Below are 19,098 nucleotides of genomic sequence, written 5' to 3' on the forward strand. Positions count from 1 at the left end.
TTTATAACCCCGGTACCTGCCACCTGATGGACGAAAAAAATGGGTAAAGCAGTCATTGCAATTCACGGCGGCGCAGGGGCTATCACCCGTTCGCAGCTGAGCCAGGAGCAAGAGTTGCGTTATATACAGGCGCTGTCGGATATCGTTGAAACCGGCCAGCGGATGCTTGAAGACGGTCGTAGCGCACTGGATGTGGTGACCGAAGCCGTGCGCTTACTGGAAGAGTGTCCGTTGTTTAATGCCGGAATTGGCGCGGTATATACCCGTGATGAAACCCATGAACTGGATGCCTGCGTGATGGACGGTAACACGCTGAATGCGGGAGCCGTCGCCGGAGTCAGCCATTTACGCAATCCGATTCTCGCGGCGCGCCTGGTAATGGAACACAGCCCACACGTCATGATGATCGGTGAAGGGGCTGAAAACTTTGCCATTGCGCAGGGTATGGAGCGCGTATCAGCGGATATTTTCTCGACGCCAGAACGCTACGCTCAACTACTGGCGGCGCGAACAGCGGGTGAAACGGTGCTGGACCATAGCGCGAGCCCGCTGGATGAAAACAACAAAATGGGTACCGTGGGGGCGGTCGCGTTAGATATGTTTGGCAATCTGGCGGCCGCAACATCGACCGGGGGGATGACCAACAAATTATCGGGGCGGGTGGGTGACAGTCCGTTGGTCGGCGCAGGCTGTTATGCCAATAACGCAAGTGTGGCAGTCTCCTGCACCGGAACCGGGGAAGTCTTTATTCGTGCGCTGGCGGCCTATGACATTGCGGCGTTGATGGACTATGGCGGCCTGAGTTTATCCGAAGCGTGTGAACGCGTAGTGATGGAAAAATTACCGGCGCTTGGCGGCAGTGGCGGTTTAATTGCTATCGATCATGAGGGCAATGTCGCCTTGCCGTTTAATAGCGAAGGCATGTACCGCGCCTGGGGATATGCAGGCGATACGCCAACCACCGGTATTTATCGGGAAAAAGGAGATAGCGTTGCCACACAGTGATGAGCTTGATGCCAGCGACGTGCTGGCAGTCAGCAATCTGAATATTGCCTTTGAACAGGAACAGCAACGTGTCAGCGCAGTGCGTAATCTGTCATTTCGCCTGAAGCGTGGCGAAACGCTGGCGATTGTTGGTGAGTCCGGTTCAGGAAAGTCGGTAACGGCCTTGTCGCTGATGCATCTGATTGAACAAGCAGGCGGCGAGGTAAGCTGCGATGAAATGCTGCTGCGACGCCGCAACCGGCAGGTTATTGAGCTGGGTGAACAGAGCGCATCACAAATGCGTCACGTGCGCGGTGCGGATATCGCGATGATCTTCCAGGAGCCTATGACATCGCTCAATCCGGTGTTTACCGTGGGCGAGCAGATTGCCGAGTCTATACGCTTGCACCAGGGCGCCAGTCATGAAGAGGCGATGGTAGAAGCGAAGCGGATGCTCGATCAGGTGCGTATCCCCGAGGCGAAGGCGATTTTATCGCGTTATCCACACCAGCTTTCCGGCGGTATGCGCCAGCGGGTGATGATCGCCATGGCACTGTCGTGTCGCCCTGCGGTTTTAATTGCCGATGAGCCGACGACCGCGCTGGATGTCACCATTCAGGCGCAGATCCTGCAACTGATAAAAGTGTTGCAGCAGGATATGTCGATGGGAGTGATCTTCATTACCCACGATATGGGCGTTGTGGCGGATATTGCTGACCGCGTGCTGGTGATGTATCAGGGCGAGGCGGTAGAAACCGGCAGCGTTGAACAAATTTTTCACGCTCCCCAGCATCCCTATACCAAAGCGCTGTTGGCAGCCGTGCCGCAGCTTGGGGCGATGAACGGGCATGAGCTTCCGCGCCGTTTCCCGCTCATTTCATTGCACGATCCCAGTCATGTAGAACCGCAGACCGAGCAGGACACCGTGGTTGAAGGCGAGCCTATTCTGCGGGTACGCAATCTGGTGACGCGTTTTCCTCTGCGCAGCGGCATTCTAAATCGCGTGACTCGCGAGGTGCATGCAGTGGAAAACGTCAGTTTTGACCTGTGGCCAGGAGAAACGCTCTCACTGGTGGGGGAGTCGGGCTGCGGGAAATCCACCACCGGGCGGGCGCTGCTGCGCCTGGTTGAGTCTCAGCGTGGGGAAATCATTTTCAACGGACAGCGTATTGATACCCTTGCTGCCAGCAAGTTGCAGCCGCTGCGTCGGGATATTCAGTTTATCTTCCAGGATCCGTATGCCTCGCTCGATCCGCGCCAGACCGTGGGATATTCCATTCTGGAGCCGCTACGGGTACATGGGTTATTGCAGGGCGATGCGGGATCAAAACGGGTTGCATGGTTGTTGGAACGCGTAGGCTTGCTACCTGAGCATGCCTGGCGCTATCCGCACGAGTTTTCCGGCGGTCAGCGTCAACGTATCTGTATTGCACGGGCATTGGCGCTCAATCCCAAAGTGATTATTGCCGATGAATCTGTCTCGGCGCTGGATGTTTCAATTCGCGGGCAAATCATCAACCTGATGCTCGATCTGCAGCGAGAATTGGGTATCGCATACCTGTTTATTTCCCACGATATGGCGGTAGTGGAACGGATCAGTCATCGTGTGGCGGTAATGTATCTGGGGCAGATCGTTGAGATAGGCACCCGACGGGCGGTGTTTGAAAATCCGCAACATCCGTACACTCGCAAGCTGATGGCAGCAGTTCCGGTCGCCGATCCATCCCATCACCGTCCCCAGCGCGTGCTGTTGTCGGACGATATCCCCAGCAATATTCGTAAACGTGGCGAAGAGATTTCCCCCGTATCACTCCAGTTAGTTGGTCCGGGGCATTATGTTGCGCGTCCGCTACCAGAAAATGCGCTTTCGCGTTTATAACAGGCAGGCAGGGTTTAAGGAGAATAACATGACAAAAATTGTTGCTCGAAAATGGCTGGTTGCTGTGGGAGTGGTCTCTGCACTGGCCGCATCGCCTGGCTGGGCCGCCAAAGATGTGGTGGTAGCCGTGGGGTCCAATTTCACGACGCTCGACCCCTATGACGCGAATGACACGTTGTCGCAGGCGGTAGCGAAGTCGTTTTATCAGGGGTTGTTTGGCCTTGATAAAGAGATGAAACTGAAAAATGTGCTCGCGGAGAGTTATACGGTTTCTGATGATGGGCTGACCTATACCCTTAAGCTGCGCCAGGGCGTGAAGTTTCAGGATGGTACCGACTTCAATGCCGATGCGGTAAAAACTAACCTCGATCGGGCCAGTAACCCGGAAAACCATCTGAAACGTTACAACCTGTATAAGAATATCGATAAAACCGAAGTCGTCGATCCGTCGACGGTGAAGATTACGCTGAAACAGCCGTTCTCTGCCTTTATCAATATTCTGGCGCACCCGGCAACGGCGATGATTTCTCCCGCCGCGCTGGAGAAATACGGTAAGGAGATCGGTTTCCATCCTGTGGGGACCGGGCCGTACCAGCTTGATACCTGGAATCAGACGGATTTTGTGAAGGTTAAGAAGTTCGCGGGCTACTGGCAGCAAGGGTTGCCAAAGCTGGATACGATTACCTGGCGTCCGGTGACCGACAACAACACGCGTGCGGCCATGCTGCAAACTGGGGAAGCGCAGTTTGCCTTCCCAATCCCTTACGAGCAGGCGGCGTTACTGGCGAAGAACAAAAACCTGGAACTGGTGGCCAGTCCGTCTATTATGCAGCGTTACATCAGCATGAACGTCACGCAAAAACCGTTCGACAACCCAAAAGTGCGTGAGGCGCTGAATTATGCCATCAACCGCCAGGCGCTGGTGAAAGTGGCTTTTGCTGGTTACGCAACGCCGGCAACCGGCGTTCTCCCCCCGTCGATAGCCTATGCGCAAAGCTATACGCCGTGGCCCTACGACCCGGCGAAAGCGCGCGAACTGCTGAAAGAAGCAGGTTATCCGAACGGTTTTACCACTACGCTATGGTCTTCGCATAACCACAGTACCGCGCAGAAAGTGCTGCAATTTACCCAGCAGCAGCTGGCGCAGGTGGGCATTAAGGCTCAGGTTACAGCGATGGATGCCGGTCAGCGCGCCGCGGAAGTTGAAGGGAAAGCGCAGAAAGAGAGCGGGGTACGGATGTTCTACACCGGCTGGTCGGCGTCTACGGGGGAAGCTGACTGGGCGCTGTCACCGCTGTTTGCATCACAAAACTGGCCGCCGACACTGTTTAATACGGCGTTCTACAGCAATAAGCAGGTGGACAGTGATTTAGCGGCAGCGTTGCAAACTAACGATCCGGCGCAGAAAGCGAAGCTGTACAAAGACGCGCAGGATATTATCTGGAAAGAATCGCCGTGGATCCCGCTGGTGGTGGAAAAACTGATTTCGGCGCACAGTACCCGGTTGACCGGGTTCTGGATTATGCCGGATACCGGATTTAGTTTTGATGATGCGGATTTAAAATAAGCTATGCATTCGGCCCCTTAGCACAGGGGCCGACGAAGGGAGCCTGATGCTTAACTATGTTTTCAAGCGCCTGCTGGGGTTGATTCCAACTCTGTTGATTGTTGCGGTGCTGGTATTTTTATTTGTTCACCTGCTACCCGGCGATCCGGCCCGGCTGATTGCCGGACCGGAAGCTGACGCCGAGGTTATTGAACTGGTGCGCAAGCAGCTGGGTCTTGACCAGCCGCTGCATGTTCAGTTCTGGCATTACATGACTAACGTGTTGCAAGGCGATTTTGGCACCTCGATGGTTTCTCGTCGCCCGGTATCTGAAGAGATAGCCAGTCGTTTTATGCCATCACTATGGCTAACTATTGCCAGTATGGCGTGGGCGGTATTGTTTGGTATGACGGCGGGGATCATTGCTGCCGTATGGCGAAATCGCTGGCCGGATAGATTAAGCATGACGCTGGCGGTCACCGGGATCTCGTTCCCGGCGTTTGCGCTTGGCATGCTGCTGATGCAGATATTCTCCGTTGAACTCGGTTGGTTGCCTACCGTGGGCGCAGACACCTGGCTTCACTACATCCTCCCGTCTATTACGCTGGGCGCGGCGGTGGCTGCGGTGTTAGCCCGATTTACTCGCGCCTCGTTTGTTGATGTGCTTAGCGAAGATTATATGCGCACCGCGCGGGCTAAAGGGGTGAGTGAAACCTGGGTGGTGTTAAAACATGGTCTGCGTAATGCGATGATCCCGGTGGTCACCATGATGGGACTACAGTTTGGCTTTTTGCTTGGTGGATCAATCGTGGTTGAGAAGGTGTTCAATTGGCCCGGGCTTGGGCGGCTGTTGGTGGACTCCGTCGAAATGCGCGACTACCCGGTGATTCAGGCCGAGGTGCTGTTGTTTTCTCTGGAATTTATTCTTATTAACTTAATGGTGGATGTGCTCTACGCTGCCATTAATCCGGCTATCAGGTACAAGTAAGGATGCGATTTTTTAACTGGCGCCGACAGGCGATTTTAAATGCGATGCCCCTTGTTAAGCCAGAGCAGATACGCACACCGTGGCATGAGTTCTGGCGTCGGTTCCGTCGACAGCACATGGCGATGGTCGCTGGGCTGTTTGTATTGCTCCTGATCGTGGTAGCGATTTTTGCCCGCTGGCTGACGCCATTTGATGCCGAGAATTACTTCGATTATGACCGTCTGAATGATGGGCCGTCGATGCTGCACTGGTTTGGCGTTGACTCACTGGGACGGGATATCTTTAGCCGCGTGCTGGTTGGGGCGCAAATCTCGCTGGCGGCAGGAGTCTTTGCCGTATTTATTGGCGCGGCGATTGGTACAGTACTGGGGCTGCTGGCGGGATACTACGAAGGCTGGTGGGATCGACTGATCATGCGAATCTGCGATGTGCTGTTCGCCTTTCCGGGGATATTGCTGGCGATAGCCGTGGTCGCTGTGCTGGGCAGCGGTATTGCTAACGTGATCATTGCCGTGGCCATTTTCTCCATTCCAGCCTTCGCGCGCCTGGTGCGTGGGAATACGCTGGTGCTGAAGCAACAGACGTTTATTGAGTCTGCGCGTAGTATTGGTGCCAGCGATGCGACCATCATCTTCAACCATATTCTGCCTGGAACGGTCTCATCGATCGTGGTCTTTTTTACCATGCGAATTGGCACGTCGATCATCTCTGCCGCAAGCCTGTCATTTCTGGGATTAGGCGCACAGCCGCCGACGCCGGAGTGGGGGGCAATGCTTAATGAAGCGCGCGCTGATATGGTGATCGCGCCGCACGTGGCGATTTTCCCGGCGGTAGCGATATTCCTGACGGTGCTGGCGTTTAACTTACTGGGAGATGGTCTGCGCGACGCGCTGGACCCGAAGATAAAAGGATAAACCGTAGGCCTGATAAGACGCTTCAGCGTCGCCATCAGGCATTGCCGGATGCGGCATAAATGCCTTATCCGGCCTACGTTGGGTTACGCTAATTAAACGCGGGTGCCCCACAGATCGTATTCATCTGCGTTTTCGACCTTCACGCGGATGATATCGCCAGGTTTCACCTTGGTTTCACCATTCAGGTATACCGCGCCGTCGATTTCTGGAGCATCAGCCATGCTACGACCAATTGCGCCTTCTTCGTCAACTTCATCAACGATAACCAGAATCTCGCGGCCCACTTTCTCTTGCAAACGTTCAGCAGAGATCTGCTGCTGCAATTGCATAAAGCGGTTCCAGCGTTCTTCTTTCACCTCTTCCGGGATTTGATCCGGCAGGTCATTAGCGCCAGCGCCTTCTACCGGGCTGTATTTAAAGCAGCCCACGCGATCCAGACGCGCTTCCTTCAGGAAGTCGAGCAACATCTGGAAGTCTTCTTCCGTTTCACCCGGGAAACCAACAATGAAAGTGGATCGCAACGTCAGTTCAGGGCAGATTTCACGCCACTGCTTGATGCGCGCCAGCTGTCTGTCCACGGAGCCCGGGCGTTTCATCAGTTTAAGAATACGCGGGCTGGCATGCTGTAACGGGATGTCCAGATACGGCAGGATTTTGCCTTCCGCCATCAGCGGGATCACATCATCAACGTGCGGGTAGGGGTAGACGTAATGCAGACGCGTCCAGATCCCCAGTTTTGATAACTGTTCGCACAGATCAACCATGCTGGTTTTGACCGGCTCGCCGTTATGGAAACCGGTACGATGCTTCACATCTACACCGTACGCTGAGGTATCCTGAGAGATTACCAGAATCTCTTTCACGCCAGCATCGACCAGACGCTTGGCTTCGCTAAGGACGTCGCCAATCGGACGGCTCACCAGATCGCCGCGCATGGAGGGAATAATGCAGAACGTGCAGCGGTGGTTACAGCCCTCGGAAATCTTCAGATAGGCGTAATGGCGAGGAGTCAGCTTGACGCCCTGCTCAGGAACCAGACTCTGGAACGGGTTGTGTTTTGGTTTTGGCACATAGTGGTGAACGTGCTCCAGAACCTGTTCATAGCTATGCGGCCCGGTGATTTCCAGCACCTTCGGGTGGACTTCACGGATCTGATCGACTTTCGCGCCCAGACAGCCGGTGACGATCACCTTACCGTTCTCGTTCAGCGCTTCGCCAATTGCTTCCAGGGACTCCTGAACCGCACTGTCGATAAAGCCGCAGGTATTAACGATAACCATATCCGCGTCGTCGTAGCTTGGCACAACATCATAGCCTTCGGTACGAAGTTCGGTCAGGATGCGCTCAGAATCGACGAGGTTTTTCGGACAACCTAGTGATATAAAACCAATTTTTGCCATTTTCTTATACTGTACATTGCTCGTAATCGGGGGATTATACAGATGCCTTCACGGTACATCTATATCTGATCAGCATAAGACGGAGAGAATAAAGAGCGATACCTATAAAGAGTAGATCGGTCAGTGAAAGGTGTTTAGTGAGTCTAATTCCGGCTTTAAGTGCCGCTTCTTGGCTATAGGCACTCATTATCGTAAATTTTATCTCGTCGAGCGTTACTAATGAGGTTAAATTTGAAAGATATTGTTTTGAAGTCGAAACTTGAAATGGCTAAAACTCTTTATGCTAATGGTGTGAGTTTATATTATATCTCGCTTGCCACAGGCTTAAGTTGGCGTGTATTAATGACAGAATTAACATTTATCGCCAGTCATGAAAATATTCGACAAAAAGCTAACGCTCACGTACCCAAACTTTAAATAATTCACCTGTCTATTACCATCCTGCAAAATTTGAAAGGTAACGTTAATATGTATATTTCGCCACTTCCGGTCGTCACGAACTCTGATGTTGATAAACTTAGAGATGATATTGCTAATAAACTTTTATTCATAATTGGCAAAGATCCCGCAATCGCCACGAAACGGGAGTGGCTTAATGCGACATTATATGCGGTACGCGATCGGATGGTCGAGCGCTGGCACCGTTCTAATCGGGCGCAATTCTCTCAGGATGCGCGCCAGGTATATTATCTGTCGATGGAATTTTTAATTGGTCGTACGCTATCCAATGCATTGCTCTCTTTAGGTATTTATGACGAAGTCAGAAGCGCGCTGGAGGCAATGGGGCTTGAACTGGAAGAACTGATTGACGAAGAAAACGATCCCGGATTAGGTAATGGTGGTCTCGGTCGTCTGGCGGCCTGCTTCCTTGATTCACTGTCGACGCTTGGGTTGCCGGGATGTGGATACGGTATTCGTTATAACTACGGTATGTTCAAACAAAATATCGTTAACGGTGTACAAAAAGAGTCGCTCGATTATTGGCTGGAATACGGTAATCCCTGGGAGTTTAAACGTCATAATACGCATTATAAAGTACGTTTTGGCGGGCGTATTCAACAGGAGGGGAATAAAACCCGCTGGCTTGAAACCGAGGATATTCTGGCCGTGGCGCATGATCAAATTATTCCAGGTTATGCGACGGACACGACTAATACGTTGCGCTTGTGGAACGTGCAGGTGAATAGCGAAGTTAATGCGGGCAAACTGAATCAGCAGGACGACTTTGCTACTGAAGTGGAAAACAAATACCACTTCGATCGTATCTCGCGGGTTTTGTACCCGGATGATTCCACCGATGCGGGGCGTGAATTGCGTTTACGCCAGGCCTATTTCCTGGCCTCGGCGACGATTCAGGATATTCTGAGTCGTCATTATCAGTTGCACAAAACTTACGACAATCTGGCCGATAAAATTGCGATTCACCTTAATGATACGCATCCGGTACTGGCGATCCCTGAGTTGATGCGTTTATTGATTGATCATCATCAGTTTAGTTGGGATAACGCGTTTGACGTGACTTGTCAGATTTTTTCTTATACCAACCATACGTTGATGAGTGAGGCGCTGGAGACCTGGCCAGTAGAAATGCTAAGTCGAATTTTGCCGCGCCATTTGCAGATTATTTTTGAGATTAACGATCGTTTTCTGAAGACCTTACAGGAACGTTATCGTAATGACAGCGATCTGCTAAAACGTGTGTCGTTAATTGATGAGTCCAATGGTCGTGTGGTGCGTATGGCCTGGCTGGCGGTAGTTGTCAGTCATAAGGTAAACGGCGTGTCGGCATTGCATTCAAAACTGATGACCGAATCACTGTTTGCAGATTTTGCGAATATTTTTCCCCTGCGTTTCACCAACGTAACCAATGGTGTGACTGCGCGTCGTTGGCTGGCGCTGGCGAATCCACCGCTTGCCAAAGTGCTGGACGAAAATATCGGTGACAGCTGGCGGACTAAATTAATGCAGTTGGGCGAGCTGAAGCAGTTTATAGATTATCCGTCGGTGAATGAGGCTGTGCATCGTGCGAAACGTAAAAATAAGCAGCGACTGGCGCACCATATTGCCACCCACTATGGCGTGGTGGTGAATCCTGATGCGCTGTTTGATGTGCAGGTGAAACGCATCCACGAGTACAAGCGGCAACTCATGAATGTGCTCCACGTTATTACACGCTATAACCGAATTAAAGCCGCGCCGGATGCCAACTGGGTACCGCGAGTGAATATCTTTGCCGGAAAAGCAGCCTCCTCTTATCACATGGCAAAACAAATTATTCGCTTGATTAACGATGTGGCGCAGTTAGTCAATAACGATCCGCAGATTGGCGGCAAACTGAAAGTAGTGTTTATCCCGGATTACAGCGTCAGTCTCGCTCAGCTAATTATTCCGGCAGCCGATCTGTCAGAGCAAATTTCCCTGGCCGGGACGGAAGCCTCCGGGACCAGCAATATGAAATTCGGTATGAATGGTGCGCTCACTATCGGTACGCTCGACGGTGCGAATATCGAAATGCGCGAATACGTTGGGGAAGATAACATCTTTATCTTTGGCAATACGGCGAATCAGGTTGAAACTCTGCGACGTGATGGCTATGACCCGAGGCACATCTTTGAAAAGGATGAGGAACTTCATCAGGTGCTGACGCAAATCGGTACGGGGATGTTTAGTCCGCAGGAGCCAGGGCGTTATAGGGAGGTGTTGGATTCATTGATTAACTTCGGCGACTACTATCAGGTGTTGGCAGATTACCGCAGCTATGTAGATTGTCAGGATGCGGTGGACGAGTTGTATCGTACTCCCCGGGAGTGGACGACAAAAACCATGCATAATATTGCTAACATGGGGTATTTCTCGTCGGACAGAACGGTTCAGGAATATGCCGACCATATCTGGCGCATAGCAAAAATTCGCGTGTAGCCAGTATTTCTAACGCTCAGCCTCTCTGGTTTTCATAACAGGGAGGCTGTTTGCAAATCAGCCAGAATAGGTGAGAGGATTTTGTGGGTATTACTTTCTTTGCGCGATGAGGCAAACACGCTAAATTGTGGCAAGGGAAACGGAGTGTTTATTTTTTTTAGTCCATACAGGTGAGCGTGTGTTTCAAATACCTTTTCCGGGATTACCCCTAAACAATGTGTATTGGACACAATCGTCAGAATCGCCGTAAACGATGAGGTAAGCAGGCAGCGTTCTCCGGTTCTAAATTTTTTATCTACAATACTGCGATGATAAATGATTTTCTCATTCTTAGTATTGTAACCGACCAGGTTAGCGTTTCTGAATTGAGCTTCACTGATGGTGTTACCATATAAAGAATTATTCTGCGAGGCCGCCAGCACCAGGCGCATATCGCATATTTTCTGGCATGAAAGACTTGCTGACTCTACAGAAAAGGTAGAAAAAACGGCATCTGCCTGACGCATATTCAGCAGTTCAATAATACTCTGTTCATTCAGGTCGGCGGTAAGGTGCAGGAGGCTGATATCGGCGTCAGTCTCGATTATTCTGGCGGTGACATCTGGAATAACGATAGGGGAAATAAAAGATTCCGTATAAAGCGTTAACCTTTTTTTGGTGGCAGGCGTGGAAAGCGGCATCAGCGTTGACAGCTTATCGATAATTGGGATTGTATTATCATACAGTTCATCAGAATAGACCGTCGGTAACAGTGCATTCCCGCTACGGACAAACAGATTATCCCCCATCATTTCGCGCAGTTTTCTTAATGACTGGCTGACGGCGGAAGGTGAGATGTTCAGCATGTCAGCGACTCTGGAAATGCTACCCACGCTATAGATCAAACAGAAAATGGTCAGCAGATTGAGATCTATTTTTGATAGTGTGCGTATCTTTTCTGCATCATTTGCTTTCGACATAGACCCCTCATCATCAACACCATGGCAGTAACCACATCAGGTATAGCAAAAAAAGTCAGGCGAGTCAGACACTGGGCGCTTTCGATAAGCGTACCGGATGAAGTTGTAACATTGTAAATTATGTTAATCAATTGGGCTTTATTGATGTAGGACATCTATTTGTTCAAAAAACAACCATACTATTAAGTTGCACCATAGTTGGAAAGAGGAGGAACAAAGTATGGTTGTTGACAGACTGAGAACCGATCTTCTCAACAAATTGATAAACGCCCGTATCGAACTTGCCGCTTATCTGCAGTTGAGAAAAGCGAAAGGCTACATGTCAGTTAGCGAGAGCGATCGCCTGCGTGATGTTTTTTTTGCACTGAATCGCGAATTGCACGAGCAATCACAGCTTCACGGTATGCATCTTGATCAGGAAGAGTGGAATGCCCTTCATCGTGCTGAAGGGGCGTTAGCCGCCGCCGCTGTTTGTCTTATGAGTGGACATCACGATTGTCCAACGTTTATCGCCGTTAACGCAGAGAAACTGGAAAACTGCCTGACAACGCTGACGCTAAGTATCCAGAGTTTGCAATCTTACCCAACGCTGGAACACGTCTGAATCAGGGGGAGGGCGCTCCCCCTTTTCGTCAAGATTATGTAAATGTAGCGGGATAATTCCCCTTGCTGGCTACGCTTTATGCAGAGCCATTAAGGAGGTGTTATGCGTCGACTCTTTCTCTGTGCTATTCCACTTGCGCTATTTTCCACTTATGCCGCCGCGGTAAAAGTGGAAGTGCTGCAAACTAAACTCGATCACCCATGGTCACTGGCTTTTTTACCCGATAACCGCGGTATGCTCATTACGCTCAAAGGTGGACAGCTTCGACTCTGGCAGCCTGATAAAGGGCTTTCCGACCCGCTGACCGGCGTACCCAAAGTTTGGGCAAATGGTCAGGGAGGACTGCTTGATGTGGCGTTAGCACCGGATTTTGCACAATCTCGCCGGGTATGGCTAAGCTTCGCTGAAGCCGACCGCGAAGGCAAAGCGGGCACTGCGGTAGGCTACGGGCGATTGAGTGACGATCTCAAACATCTGCAAGGATTTCAGACCGTTTTTCGCCAACAGCCAAAGCTTTCCACCGGAAACCATTTTGGTGGACGTCTGGTATTTGATGGTAACGGTTATCTGTTTATTGGCCTGGGGGAGAATAATCAACGCGCTACCGCCCAGGACCTGGATAAATTGCAGGGTAAATTAGTCCGACTGACCGACGAGGGAAAAATTCCGCCGGATAATCCGTTTGTGAACATGGCAGGAGCGCGGGCAGAGATTTGGTCGTATGGCATCCGCAACCCGCAGGGTATGGCGATGAATCCGTGGAGTGATGTGTTGTGGCTCAATGAGCATGGTCCACGCGGAGGCGATGAAATCAATATCCCCGAGAAAGGGAAAAACTACGGCTGGCCTATCGCGACCTGGGGTGTTAACTACAGTGGTTTGAAAATTCCCGAAGCAAAAGGTCAAATTGTTGCTGGCACGGAACAACCCATCTTTTACTGGGAAAAGTCGCCGGCGGTTAGTGGAATGGCTTTTTACAATAGCGATACCTTCCCGCAGTGGCGGCAGAAGTTGTTCATCGGCGCGTTGAAAGATAAAGAAGTGATCGTGCTGAGCGTTAAAGGGAATACGGTCACTGAGGATGGTCGTCTGTTGCAGGAAAGGGGGCAGCGGATCCGTGATGTGCGCGTCGGACCAGACGGTTATTTGTACGTGTTAACCGACGAGTCCGACGGGGAATTACTGAAAGTGAGTCCCTGATTTGGTTAGCTGACCGGGATCATCACGATTTTTTGAAACGCCGGGCGCTCGGTCAGTTGTTGATACCAGCGTTCCAGATGCGGGCGCGGGGTCCAGCTCAGACCAACGTTGAACAGGTTATAGATGAACGGTGCAACAGCGATATCCGCCGTGCCAAATTCAGCCCCGGAGAACCATGGCTGGTCTGCCAGCGCGTTATCCAGAATGGCAAACAGGTTATCGCAAACTTGTTTACTTGCCTCAATGGCCGCCATATCGCGCTGATCGGCAGGTGTTCTGACCAGACCAAATAAGATAACCCGGTGCGCAGGGCTTAGCGTCTGATTTGCCCAGTCCATCCATTTTTCACCGACGGCGCGCGCGGCCGGGGCGTCAATCCATAAACGTTTTTGTCCGTACTGAGCGGCCAGATAGCGGACAATGGTATTGGATTCCCACAGGACAACGTCTGTTTCATCATCGCGTAGCAGCGGGACCAGTCCGTTCGGGTTCAGTGCCAGATAGTCGGCATCGCGGTTACCGCCATGCTGCCCGCCCGCCAGAATTTGGTTATACGGCAGTTCCAGTTCCTCGAGCGTCCACAATACTTTTTTTACGTTGGTCGAGTTATTGCGACCCCACAGTGTAATCATAGTAACCCCGCAAATTAATTGAGCAGCTTTATGGCTGCAGATGCCATCTGACTAGCTCACATGGTGGGGTAAACCTAATATTTACGCAACAAAGTCTAAAAAAATCGTGCCAGGAGCAGCGCAGCGCGGCGTTATTGCATAAACTTTAAAAACTTTACCAACTTACGGTTTCTTTAAGCTCGTTAGTGCGTTATTACTCACCGCACTTATTTTACACGTCATCCATCAGACTTTTTCTGCATGGGTTGGTCGAGGTCGCTTGGCCGGTTTTGTGTAAACACGGTGTGGTATGACGTGGTTTTTTGGAATGGATACTCGGGTGGCATTTATGACGCAATACTTCTCTTCACTTCGCAGCTTTGCTGCAGGTTCTGCACTCTTAATCCTTTTGGCGCCGACCGTACAGGCGGCGGAGCAACCGACGGCCCCGCCGAGCGTGGACGCGCGTGCGTGGATTCTGATGGATTACGCCAGTGGTAAGGTGCTGGCGGAAGGTAATGCTGATGAGAAACTGGATCCTGCCAGTCTGACCAAAATCATGACCAGCTATGTGGTTGGGCAGGCGCTGAAGGCCGGAAAAATTAACCTCAACGACATGGTCACCGTGGGCAAAGACGCCTGGGCGACCGGTAATCCAGCCCTGCGCGGTTCGTCGGTCATGTTCCTCAAGCCCGGCGATCAGGTTGCGGTGTCCGATCTGAATAAAGGCGTTATCATTCAGTCAGGTAACGATGCCTGTATTGCACTTGCTGATTACGTTGCCGGCAGCCAGGAATCCTTCATTGGCCTGATGAACGGCTATGCGAAAAAACTGGGGCTGACCAACACGACTTTCCAGACGGTACACGGCCTGGATGCGGCAGGACAGTTCAGTACCGCACGTGATATGGCGTTGCTCGGGAAGGCGTTAATCCACGATGTGCCGGAAGAGTACGCTATTCACAAAGAGAAAGAATTTACCTTCAATAAAATCCGCCAGCCGAACCGCAACCGTCTGTTGTGGAGCACCAACCTGAACGTGGACGGTATGAAAACCGGGACCACTGCCGGGGCGGGATACAACCTGGTGGCCTCCGCGACCCAGGGCGATATGCGCCTGATCTCCGTGGTGCTGGGAGCAAAAACCGACCGCATTCGTTTCAATGAGTCAGAAAAACTGCTGACCTGGGGCTTCCGTTTCTTTGAAACCGTTACGCCGATCAAGCCGGATGCGACTTTCGTCACCCAGCGCGTCTGGTTTGGCGATAAGAGTGAAGTGAATTTGGGCGCCGGAGAAGGGGGTTCTGTGACCATTCCGCGTGGCCAGCTCAAAAACCTGAAGGCCAGCTTTACCCTGACTGAACCACAGCTAACTGCACCGCTGAAGAAAGGTCAGGTTGTGGGCACTATCGACTTCCAGTTGAACGGAAAATCCATTGAGCAGCGTCCGTTGATGGTGATGGAAGATGTGGAAGAGGGTGGTTTCTTTAGCCGCATGTGGGACTTTGTGATGATGAAATTCCACCAGTGGTTTGGTGGTTGGTTCTCTTAATCTTATTTATTGCCGGATGGCGCAATCGCCGTCCGGCAGTATCTGTTAGTACTTCAGCGTGATACGTTGTGCTTTAGCGTACTCAACAAACTCATCGTCAGGGCGGTTATCACTGATGATGGTATCAAAGCGTTTCAATTCCCCCATCCTCGCAGGTCGCACCTTGCCAAACTTGCTGTGATCGACCACCAAAACGTGATGCTGCGCCATCGACATCGCCCAGTGCTTCACCGGCAGTTCTTCCAGATTAAAACAGGTCGCGCCTTTCTCGATATGAACACCTGCCGCAGAATAAAAGGCGATATCCGGACAGAGGTTGTTCAGCGTTTCCTGGAAATCGAGTGGTTTAAAAATCGCGTTACTGGCATGGAATTCACCACCACACAGAATGACGCGGCACTGCGGTTTTTCCTGCAGCACCAGAAACGTATTCAACGAGTAGCAGATTGCGGTGAAGGGCAGTTCATTGTCGATCGCTTCAATGATCCACGGCGTGGTCGTACCGCAATCGAAAAAGATGGTCTGATGCGCCTGCACGAGACTCGCCGCCTGCTGGGCAGCGCGACGCTTTTCATCAACCAGACGGGATTTTTGATCGCTGATTAAATAGTGGTTAGCGCTGCGGGGTTCCAGAACAATATAGCCCCCGAGCAGCACGACGGGAGCATCATGATTATTCAGGTCGCGACGAATGGTCATCTCAGATACGCCCAGCAACGTCGCGGCTTCTTTGAGGTGTAATTTATCGCTGCGTTTCAGCGCCTGCAGTAATTGACCAATACGCTCGTCGCGTCGAGTTTCCATAGTTCCCCTGGAGAATAGAATAAGTGCTCAGTTTCGCGCTTAATACTACTCTTTTTACCGCGGGTTAGTCACGTACCCAACCTTTACGGATGGGGAGAGCGAAGCAGGTGCGATAGCACGTCTGCAAGCCGAGGTACAAGGTTGCGCCGAACCGTTGCCAGATCATCTGGGCGCTCAGGCAACCGATCAACCCGGCCAGTAATCCGCCCAGCATATCCAGCGGCCAGTGAACGCCAAGGTAAACACGTGACCAGGCAATCGCCACGGCGACAACCATCAGCAGAGCACCCGTCCACAAGCGATGCCAGAACAGGAAGGCCAGAGCAAAGGTGAAGATAACCGTACCGTGGTCGCTCGGGAAAGAGTCATCTGCCGCATGGTGCAGGAAGTTATAGCCGATGTGGTTAACGAACGGACGATCGTGGGGGAAAAGATGCCCCATCAGCCAGGAAATCGTCAGACCGACTACCAACGCAATGGCCATTTTGATGACCAACTGGCGCTGGAGCGTAACCTGACCACGAGGTCCCCAAAGCCAGAGCACAACGGCTAACAGCGGCACAATGCTGATCAGATCTTTGGCAATGAAAATGGCGAGCGAAATTGCCCATTGCGCAGAGTCGGGTGTTGCATTGATCAAGTAAAAAAGCGAATTGTTCAGATTTTCCAGCATAACGTCCAGACTCAGTGTAATCGTTAAAAAGACCCATTTTGGGAGAGCATAAAATTGCTTTCACGGGATAAAAAGCGGTCTTGTCTTATTTGCCTGTTAAATGACGATTTTTAAGACAATTAATGAGATTTATTGAGCATGATAGCGGTCTCAACTTAAATTAACCTTAAAGCAAAATGTTCTTGAGCAAATGAGTGTAAAAATGTGCGCATTTTGCTTTCAAATCACATAATTCACTATCACCAGTACGGCGCATTTATTACACTTTGCGCGATTTTTCTATAGTTAAGAGATTGCATGCAGAACCGTTTATCTTCAGGCGTCCGTTTGGGGCGTCAGGCATTACTTTTCCCGCTCTGTCTGGTGCTTTACGAATTCTCCACTTATATCGGCAACGATATGATCCAGCCCGGAATGTTGGCGGTGGTGGCGCAATATAACGCCGGATTAGATTGGGTACCTACGTCCATGACCGCCTATCTGGCAGGCGGCATGTTTTTGCAGTGGTTGTTAGGACCGCTGTCGGACCGTATTGGTCGTCGTCCGGTAATGTTAACCGGTGTGATCTGGTTCATCGTTACCTGCCTTGCAACCCTGCTTGCACAGAATATTGAGCAATTTACCTTCCTGCGTTTTTTACAGGGGATAAGCCTGTGCTTTATTGGTGCAGTGGGTTACGCCGCCATTCAGGAATCCTTTGAAGAAGCGGTCTGCATAAAAATTACCGCGCTGATGGCAAACGTGGCGCTGATTGCGCCACTGCTGGGTCCGTTGGTAGGCGCAGCCTGGGTACATGTTCTGCCGTGGGAAGGGATGTTTATCCTGTTTGCTGCTCTGGCGGCCATCTCCTTTTTTGGTCTGCAACGCGCGATGCCGGAAACGGCAACCCGGCTTGGTGAAAAGCTGTCCATTAAAGAGTTGGGCAAGGATTATAAGCTGGTGCTGAGGAACGTGCGCTTCGTTGCAGGCGCACTGGCGTTGGGTTTTGTCAGCCTGCCGTTACTGGCGTGGATTGCGCAGTCCCCGATTATTATCATCAGTGGTGAACATCTCAGCAGCTACGAATATGGTCTGTTGCAGGTGCCGATTTTTGGCGCGTTGATTGCTGGTAACCTGGTGCTGGCGCGTCTGACTTCGCGAAAAACCGTGCGTTCGCTCATTATCATGGGCGGCTGGCCAATCGCCGTTGGCCTGATTATTGCCGCTGCGGCCACGGTGGTGTCATCCCATGCATATCTATGGATGACGGCGGGTTTGAGTATCTATGCGTTTGGCATTGGCGTGGCGAATGCGGGGCTGGTGCGCCTGACGCTGTTTGCCAGCGAAATGAGTAAGGGTACTGTTTCTGCCGCAATGGGTATGTTGCAGATGCTGATTTTTACCGTCGGTATTGAGTTGAGCAAACACGCGTATCTGCTGGGAGGGAACGGCTTGTTCAGCCTGTTCAATCTGGCAAGCGGCGTACTGTGGCTGATTCTGATGGTTATCTTCCTGAAAGATAAAAGGGTAGGGAATTCCCGGGAAGGCTAAGGTCCGGATTTCCGCAATCCAGCGCAGATAAGCATAATGACGCCGATAAATTCATCATTATGTTGATAATAGAATCACGCTGTAGGCCGGATAAGCGAAGCGCCATCCGGCGGCCTGTAGCAAATTGCCGGATGGCGGCGTAAACGCCTTATCCGGCCTACCGCTCACCAAAGATCTTAACTGACCAGTATTACGGTTGTCTGGGCCTGGCGACAACTTAGTGGTGGTCGTCAATCTGATGTTCGATAACCATCCCTTCACCGACGCTTGCCACATGTCGCGCATAAGGATGTGCGCGATAGACAGGGGCCGGAGCAGGCGCTGGAGCAACATATACCGTTTGTGGTGCGGTAGTTACGCTGACCGCCTGCGGGACGCTGACGGAAGAGGGCACTACCACCACTTTATAACCGCTGGGGACATCAACGGTAACGCTCTGTGCAAATGTTGTCCCCGCAAAGCCCAGCAACAATGTCGCCATTAGTACACTTTTCTTCATGATCCGCTCGCCTGAAATATTCACTGGAAGTAATAA

General features: G+C 51.5%; 17 protein-coding genes. 11 read left to right on the plus strand and 6 right to left on the minus strand.

Translation table 11 applies throughout. From position 1 onward, the window contains the following. The first annotated feature begins 39 nt into the window (after positions 1 to 39). The 5 genes from iaaA to gsiD are packed head-to-tail and all read left to right on the plus strand — an operon-like array spanning position 40 to position 6,311. Positions 40 to 1,005 carry a beta-aspartyl-peptidase gene (iaaA, locus tag OGY08_RS24610; RefSeq protein ID WP_125363322.1) on the plus strand — a complete coding sequence of 322 codons (966 nt, stop codon included), beginning with the start codon at positions 40 to 42 and terminating at the stop codon, positions 1,003 to 1,005. After that, positions 992 to 2,863 (plus strand): glutathione ABC transporter ATP-binding protein GsiA, encoded by a 1,872-nt coding sequence (gene gsiA, locus OGY08_RS24615; RefSeq protein ID WP_057067350.1) that lies wholly within the window; start codon positions 992 to 994, stop codon positions 2,861 to 2,863. The genes iaaA and gsiA overlap by 14 nt, the downstream gene beginning before the upstream one ends. A 28-nt stretch (positions 2,864 to 2,891) precedes the next feature. After that, positions 2,892 to 4,430 (plus strand): glutathione ABC transporter substrate-binding protein GsiB, encoded by a 1,539-nt coding sequence (gene gsiB, locus OGY08_RS24620; RefSeq protein ID WP_125363323.1) that lies wholly within the window; start codon positions 2,892 to 2,894, stop codon positions 4,428 to 4,430. A 46-nt stretch (positions 4,431 to 4,476) separates the two neighbouring features. Beyond that, on the plus strand, positions 4,477 to 5,397 hold the full coding sequence (gsiC, locus tag OGY08_RS24625) for a glutathione ABC transporter permease GsiC (RefSeq protein WP_125363324.1): 921 nt from the start codon (positions 4,477 to 4,479) through the stop codon (positions 5,395 to 5,397). A gap of 2 nt (positions 5,398 to 5,399) precedes the next feature. Beyond that, a complete protein-coding gene (gsiD, locus tag OGY08_RS24630; RefSeq protein WP_032942798.1) occupies positions 5,400 to 6,311 on the plus strand; it encodes a glutathione ABC transporter permease GsiD in 912 nt (303 codons plus the stop codon). A gap of 92 nt (positions 6,312 to 6,403) precedes the next feature. Here gsiD and rimO read toward each other — a convergent pair whose 3' ends face one another. Further along, on the minus strand, positions 6,404 to 7,711 hold the full coding sequence (rimO, locus tag OGY08_RS24635) for a 30S ribosomal protein S12 methylthiotransferase RimO (RefSeq protein WP_003831616.1): 1,308 nt from the start codon (positions 7,709 to 7,711) through the stop codon (positions 6,404 to 6,406). Between the two features lie 231 nt (positions 7,712 to 7,942). On the opposite strand from rimO, the gene OGY08_RS24640 reads away from it, so the two are divergent. Next, positions 7,943 to 8,128, plus strand: coding sequence for a glycine cleavage system protein T (locus OGY08_RS24640; protein ID WP_223240755.1), 186 nt, complete (start codon positions 7,943 to 7,945; stop codon positions 8,126 to 8,128). A gap of 51 nt (positions 8,129 to 8,179) precedes the next feature. Continuing rightward, positions 8,180 to 10,630 (plus strand): glycogen phosphorylase, encoded by a 2,451-nt coding sequence (gene glgP, locus OGY08_RS24645; protein WP_125363325.1) that lies wholly within the window; start codon positions 8,180 to 8,182, stop codon positions 10,628 to 10,630. Between the two features lie 32 nt (positions 10,631 to 10,662). On the opposite strand, the gene OGY08_RS24650 is transcribed toward glgP, so the two are convergent. Further along, entirely contained in the window at positions 10,663 to 11,589 is a 927-nt protein-coding gene (locus tag OGY08_RS24650; RefSeq protein ID WP_048214596.1) for a LysR family transcriptional regulator, read from the minus strand. Between the two features lie 220 nt (positions 11,590 to 11,809). On the opposite strand from OGY08_RS24650, the gene bssR reads away from it, so the two are divergent. Next, complete coding sequence (bssR, locus tag OGY08_RS24655) at positions 11,810 to 12,193, plus strand: biofilm formation regulator BssR (protein ID WP_008784229.1); 384 nt, start codon at positions 11,810 to 11,812, stop codon at positions 12,191 to 12,193. A 102-nt stretch (positions 12,194 to 12,295) separates the two neighbouring features. Continuing rightward, the gene (locus OGY08_RS24660) at positions 12,296 to 13,393 is read left to right on the plus strand and encodes a PQQ-dependent sugar dehydrogenase (RefSeq protein WP_032942802.1); all 1,098 of its coding nucleotides are present in this window, start codon (positions 12,296 to 12,298) and stop codon (positions 13,391 to 13,393) included. A gap of 5 nt (positions 13,394 to 13,398) precedes the next feature. On the opposite strand, the gene OGY08_RS24665 is transcribed toward OGY08_RS24660, so the two are convergent. Beyond that, entirely contained in the window at positions 13,399 to 14,025 is a 627-nt protein-coding gene (locus OGY08_RS24665) for a glutathione S-transferase family protein (protein ID WP_003831628.1), read from the minus strand. A gap of 328 nt (positions 14,026 to 14,353) precedes the next feature. Between OGY08_RS24665 and dacC the strand changes: the two genes are divergently transcribed. Continuing rightward, positions 14,354 to 15,556 carry a serine-type D-Ala-D-Ala carboxypeptidase gene (gene dacC / locus OGY08_RS24670; protein ID WP_020996521.1) on the plus strand — a complete coding sequence of 401 codons (1,203 nt, stop codon included), beginning with the start codon at positions 14,354 to 14,356 and terminating at the stop codon, positions 15,554 to 15,556. 45 nt (positions 15,557 to 15,601) lie between these two features. Here dacC and deoR read toward each other — a convergent pair whose 3' ends face one another. Next, positions 15,602 to 16,360, minus strand: a complete 759-nt coding sequence (gene deoR / locus OGY08_RS24675; RefSeq protein ID WP_048214595.1) for a DNA-binding transcriptional repressor DeoR — start codon at positions 16,358 to 16,360, stop codon at positions 15,602 to 15,604. Positions 16,361 to 16,424: 64 nt separating this feature from the next. After that, on the minus strand, positions 16,425 to 17,033 hold the full coding sequence (gene ybjG, locus OGY08_RS24680) for an undecaprenyl-diphosphate phosphatase (RefSeq protein ID WP_125363326.1): 609 nt from the start codon (positions 17,031 to 17,033) through the stop codon (positions 16,425 to 16,427). A 297-nt stretch (positions 17,034 to 17,330) separates the two neighbouring features. Here ybjG and OGY08_RS24685 point away from each other — a divergent pair, with 297 nt between their 5' ends. Next, positions 17,331 to 18,563 carry an MFS transporter gene (locus tag OGY08_RS24685; protein WP_008784235.1) on the plus strand — a complete coding sequence of 411 codons (1,233 nt, stop codon included), beginning with the start codon at positions 17,331 to 17,333 and terminating at the stop codon, positions 18,561 to 18,563. Positions 18,564 to 18,780: 217 nt separating this feature from the next. Here the strand turns inward: OGY08_RS24685 and OGY08_RS24690 are convergent, their stop codons facing one another. Further along, on the minus strand, positions 18,781 to 19,062 hold the full coding sequence (locus OGY08_RS24690) for a hypothetical protein (protein WP_003831642.1): 282 nt from the start codon (positions 19,060 to 19,062) through the stop codon (positions 18,781 to 18,783). Between the last annotated feature and the right edge of the window lie 36 nt (positions 19,063 to 19,098).

This window comes from Citrobacter sp. Cpo069 (assembly GCF_030332785.1).
Lineage (GTDB): Bacteria > Pseudomonadota > Gammaproteobacteria > Enterobacterales > Enterobacteriaceae > Citrobacter > Citrobacter portucalensis.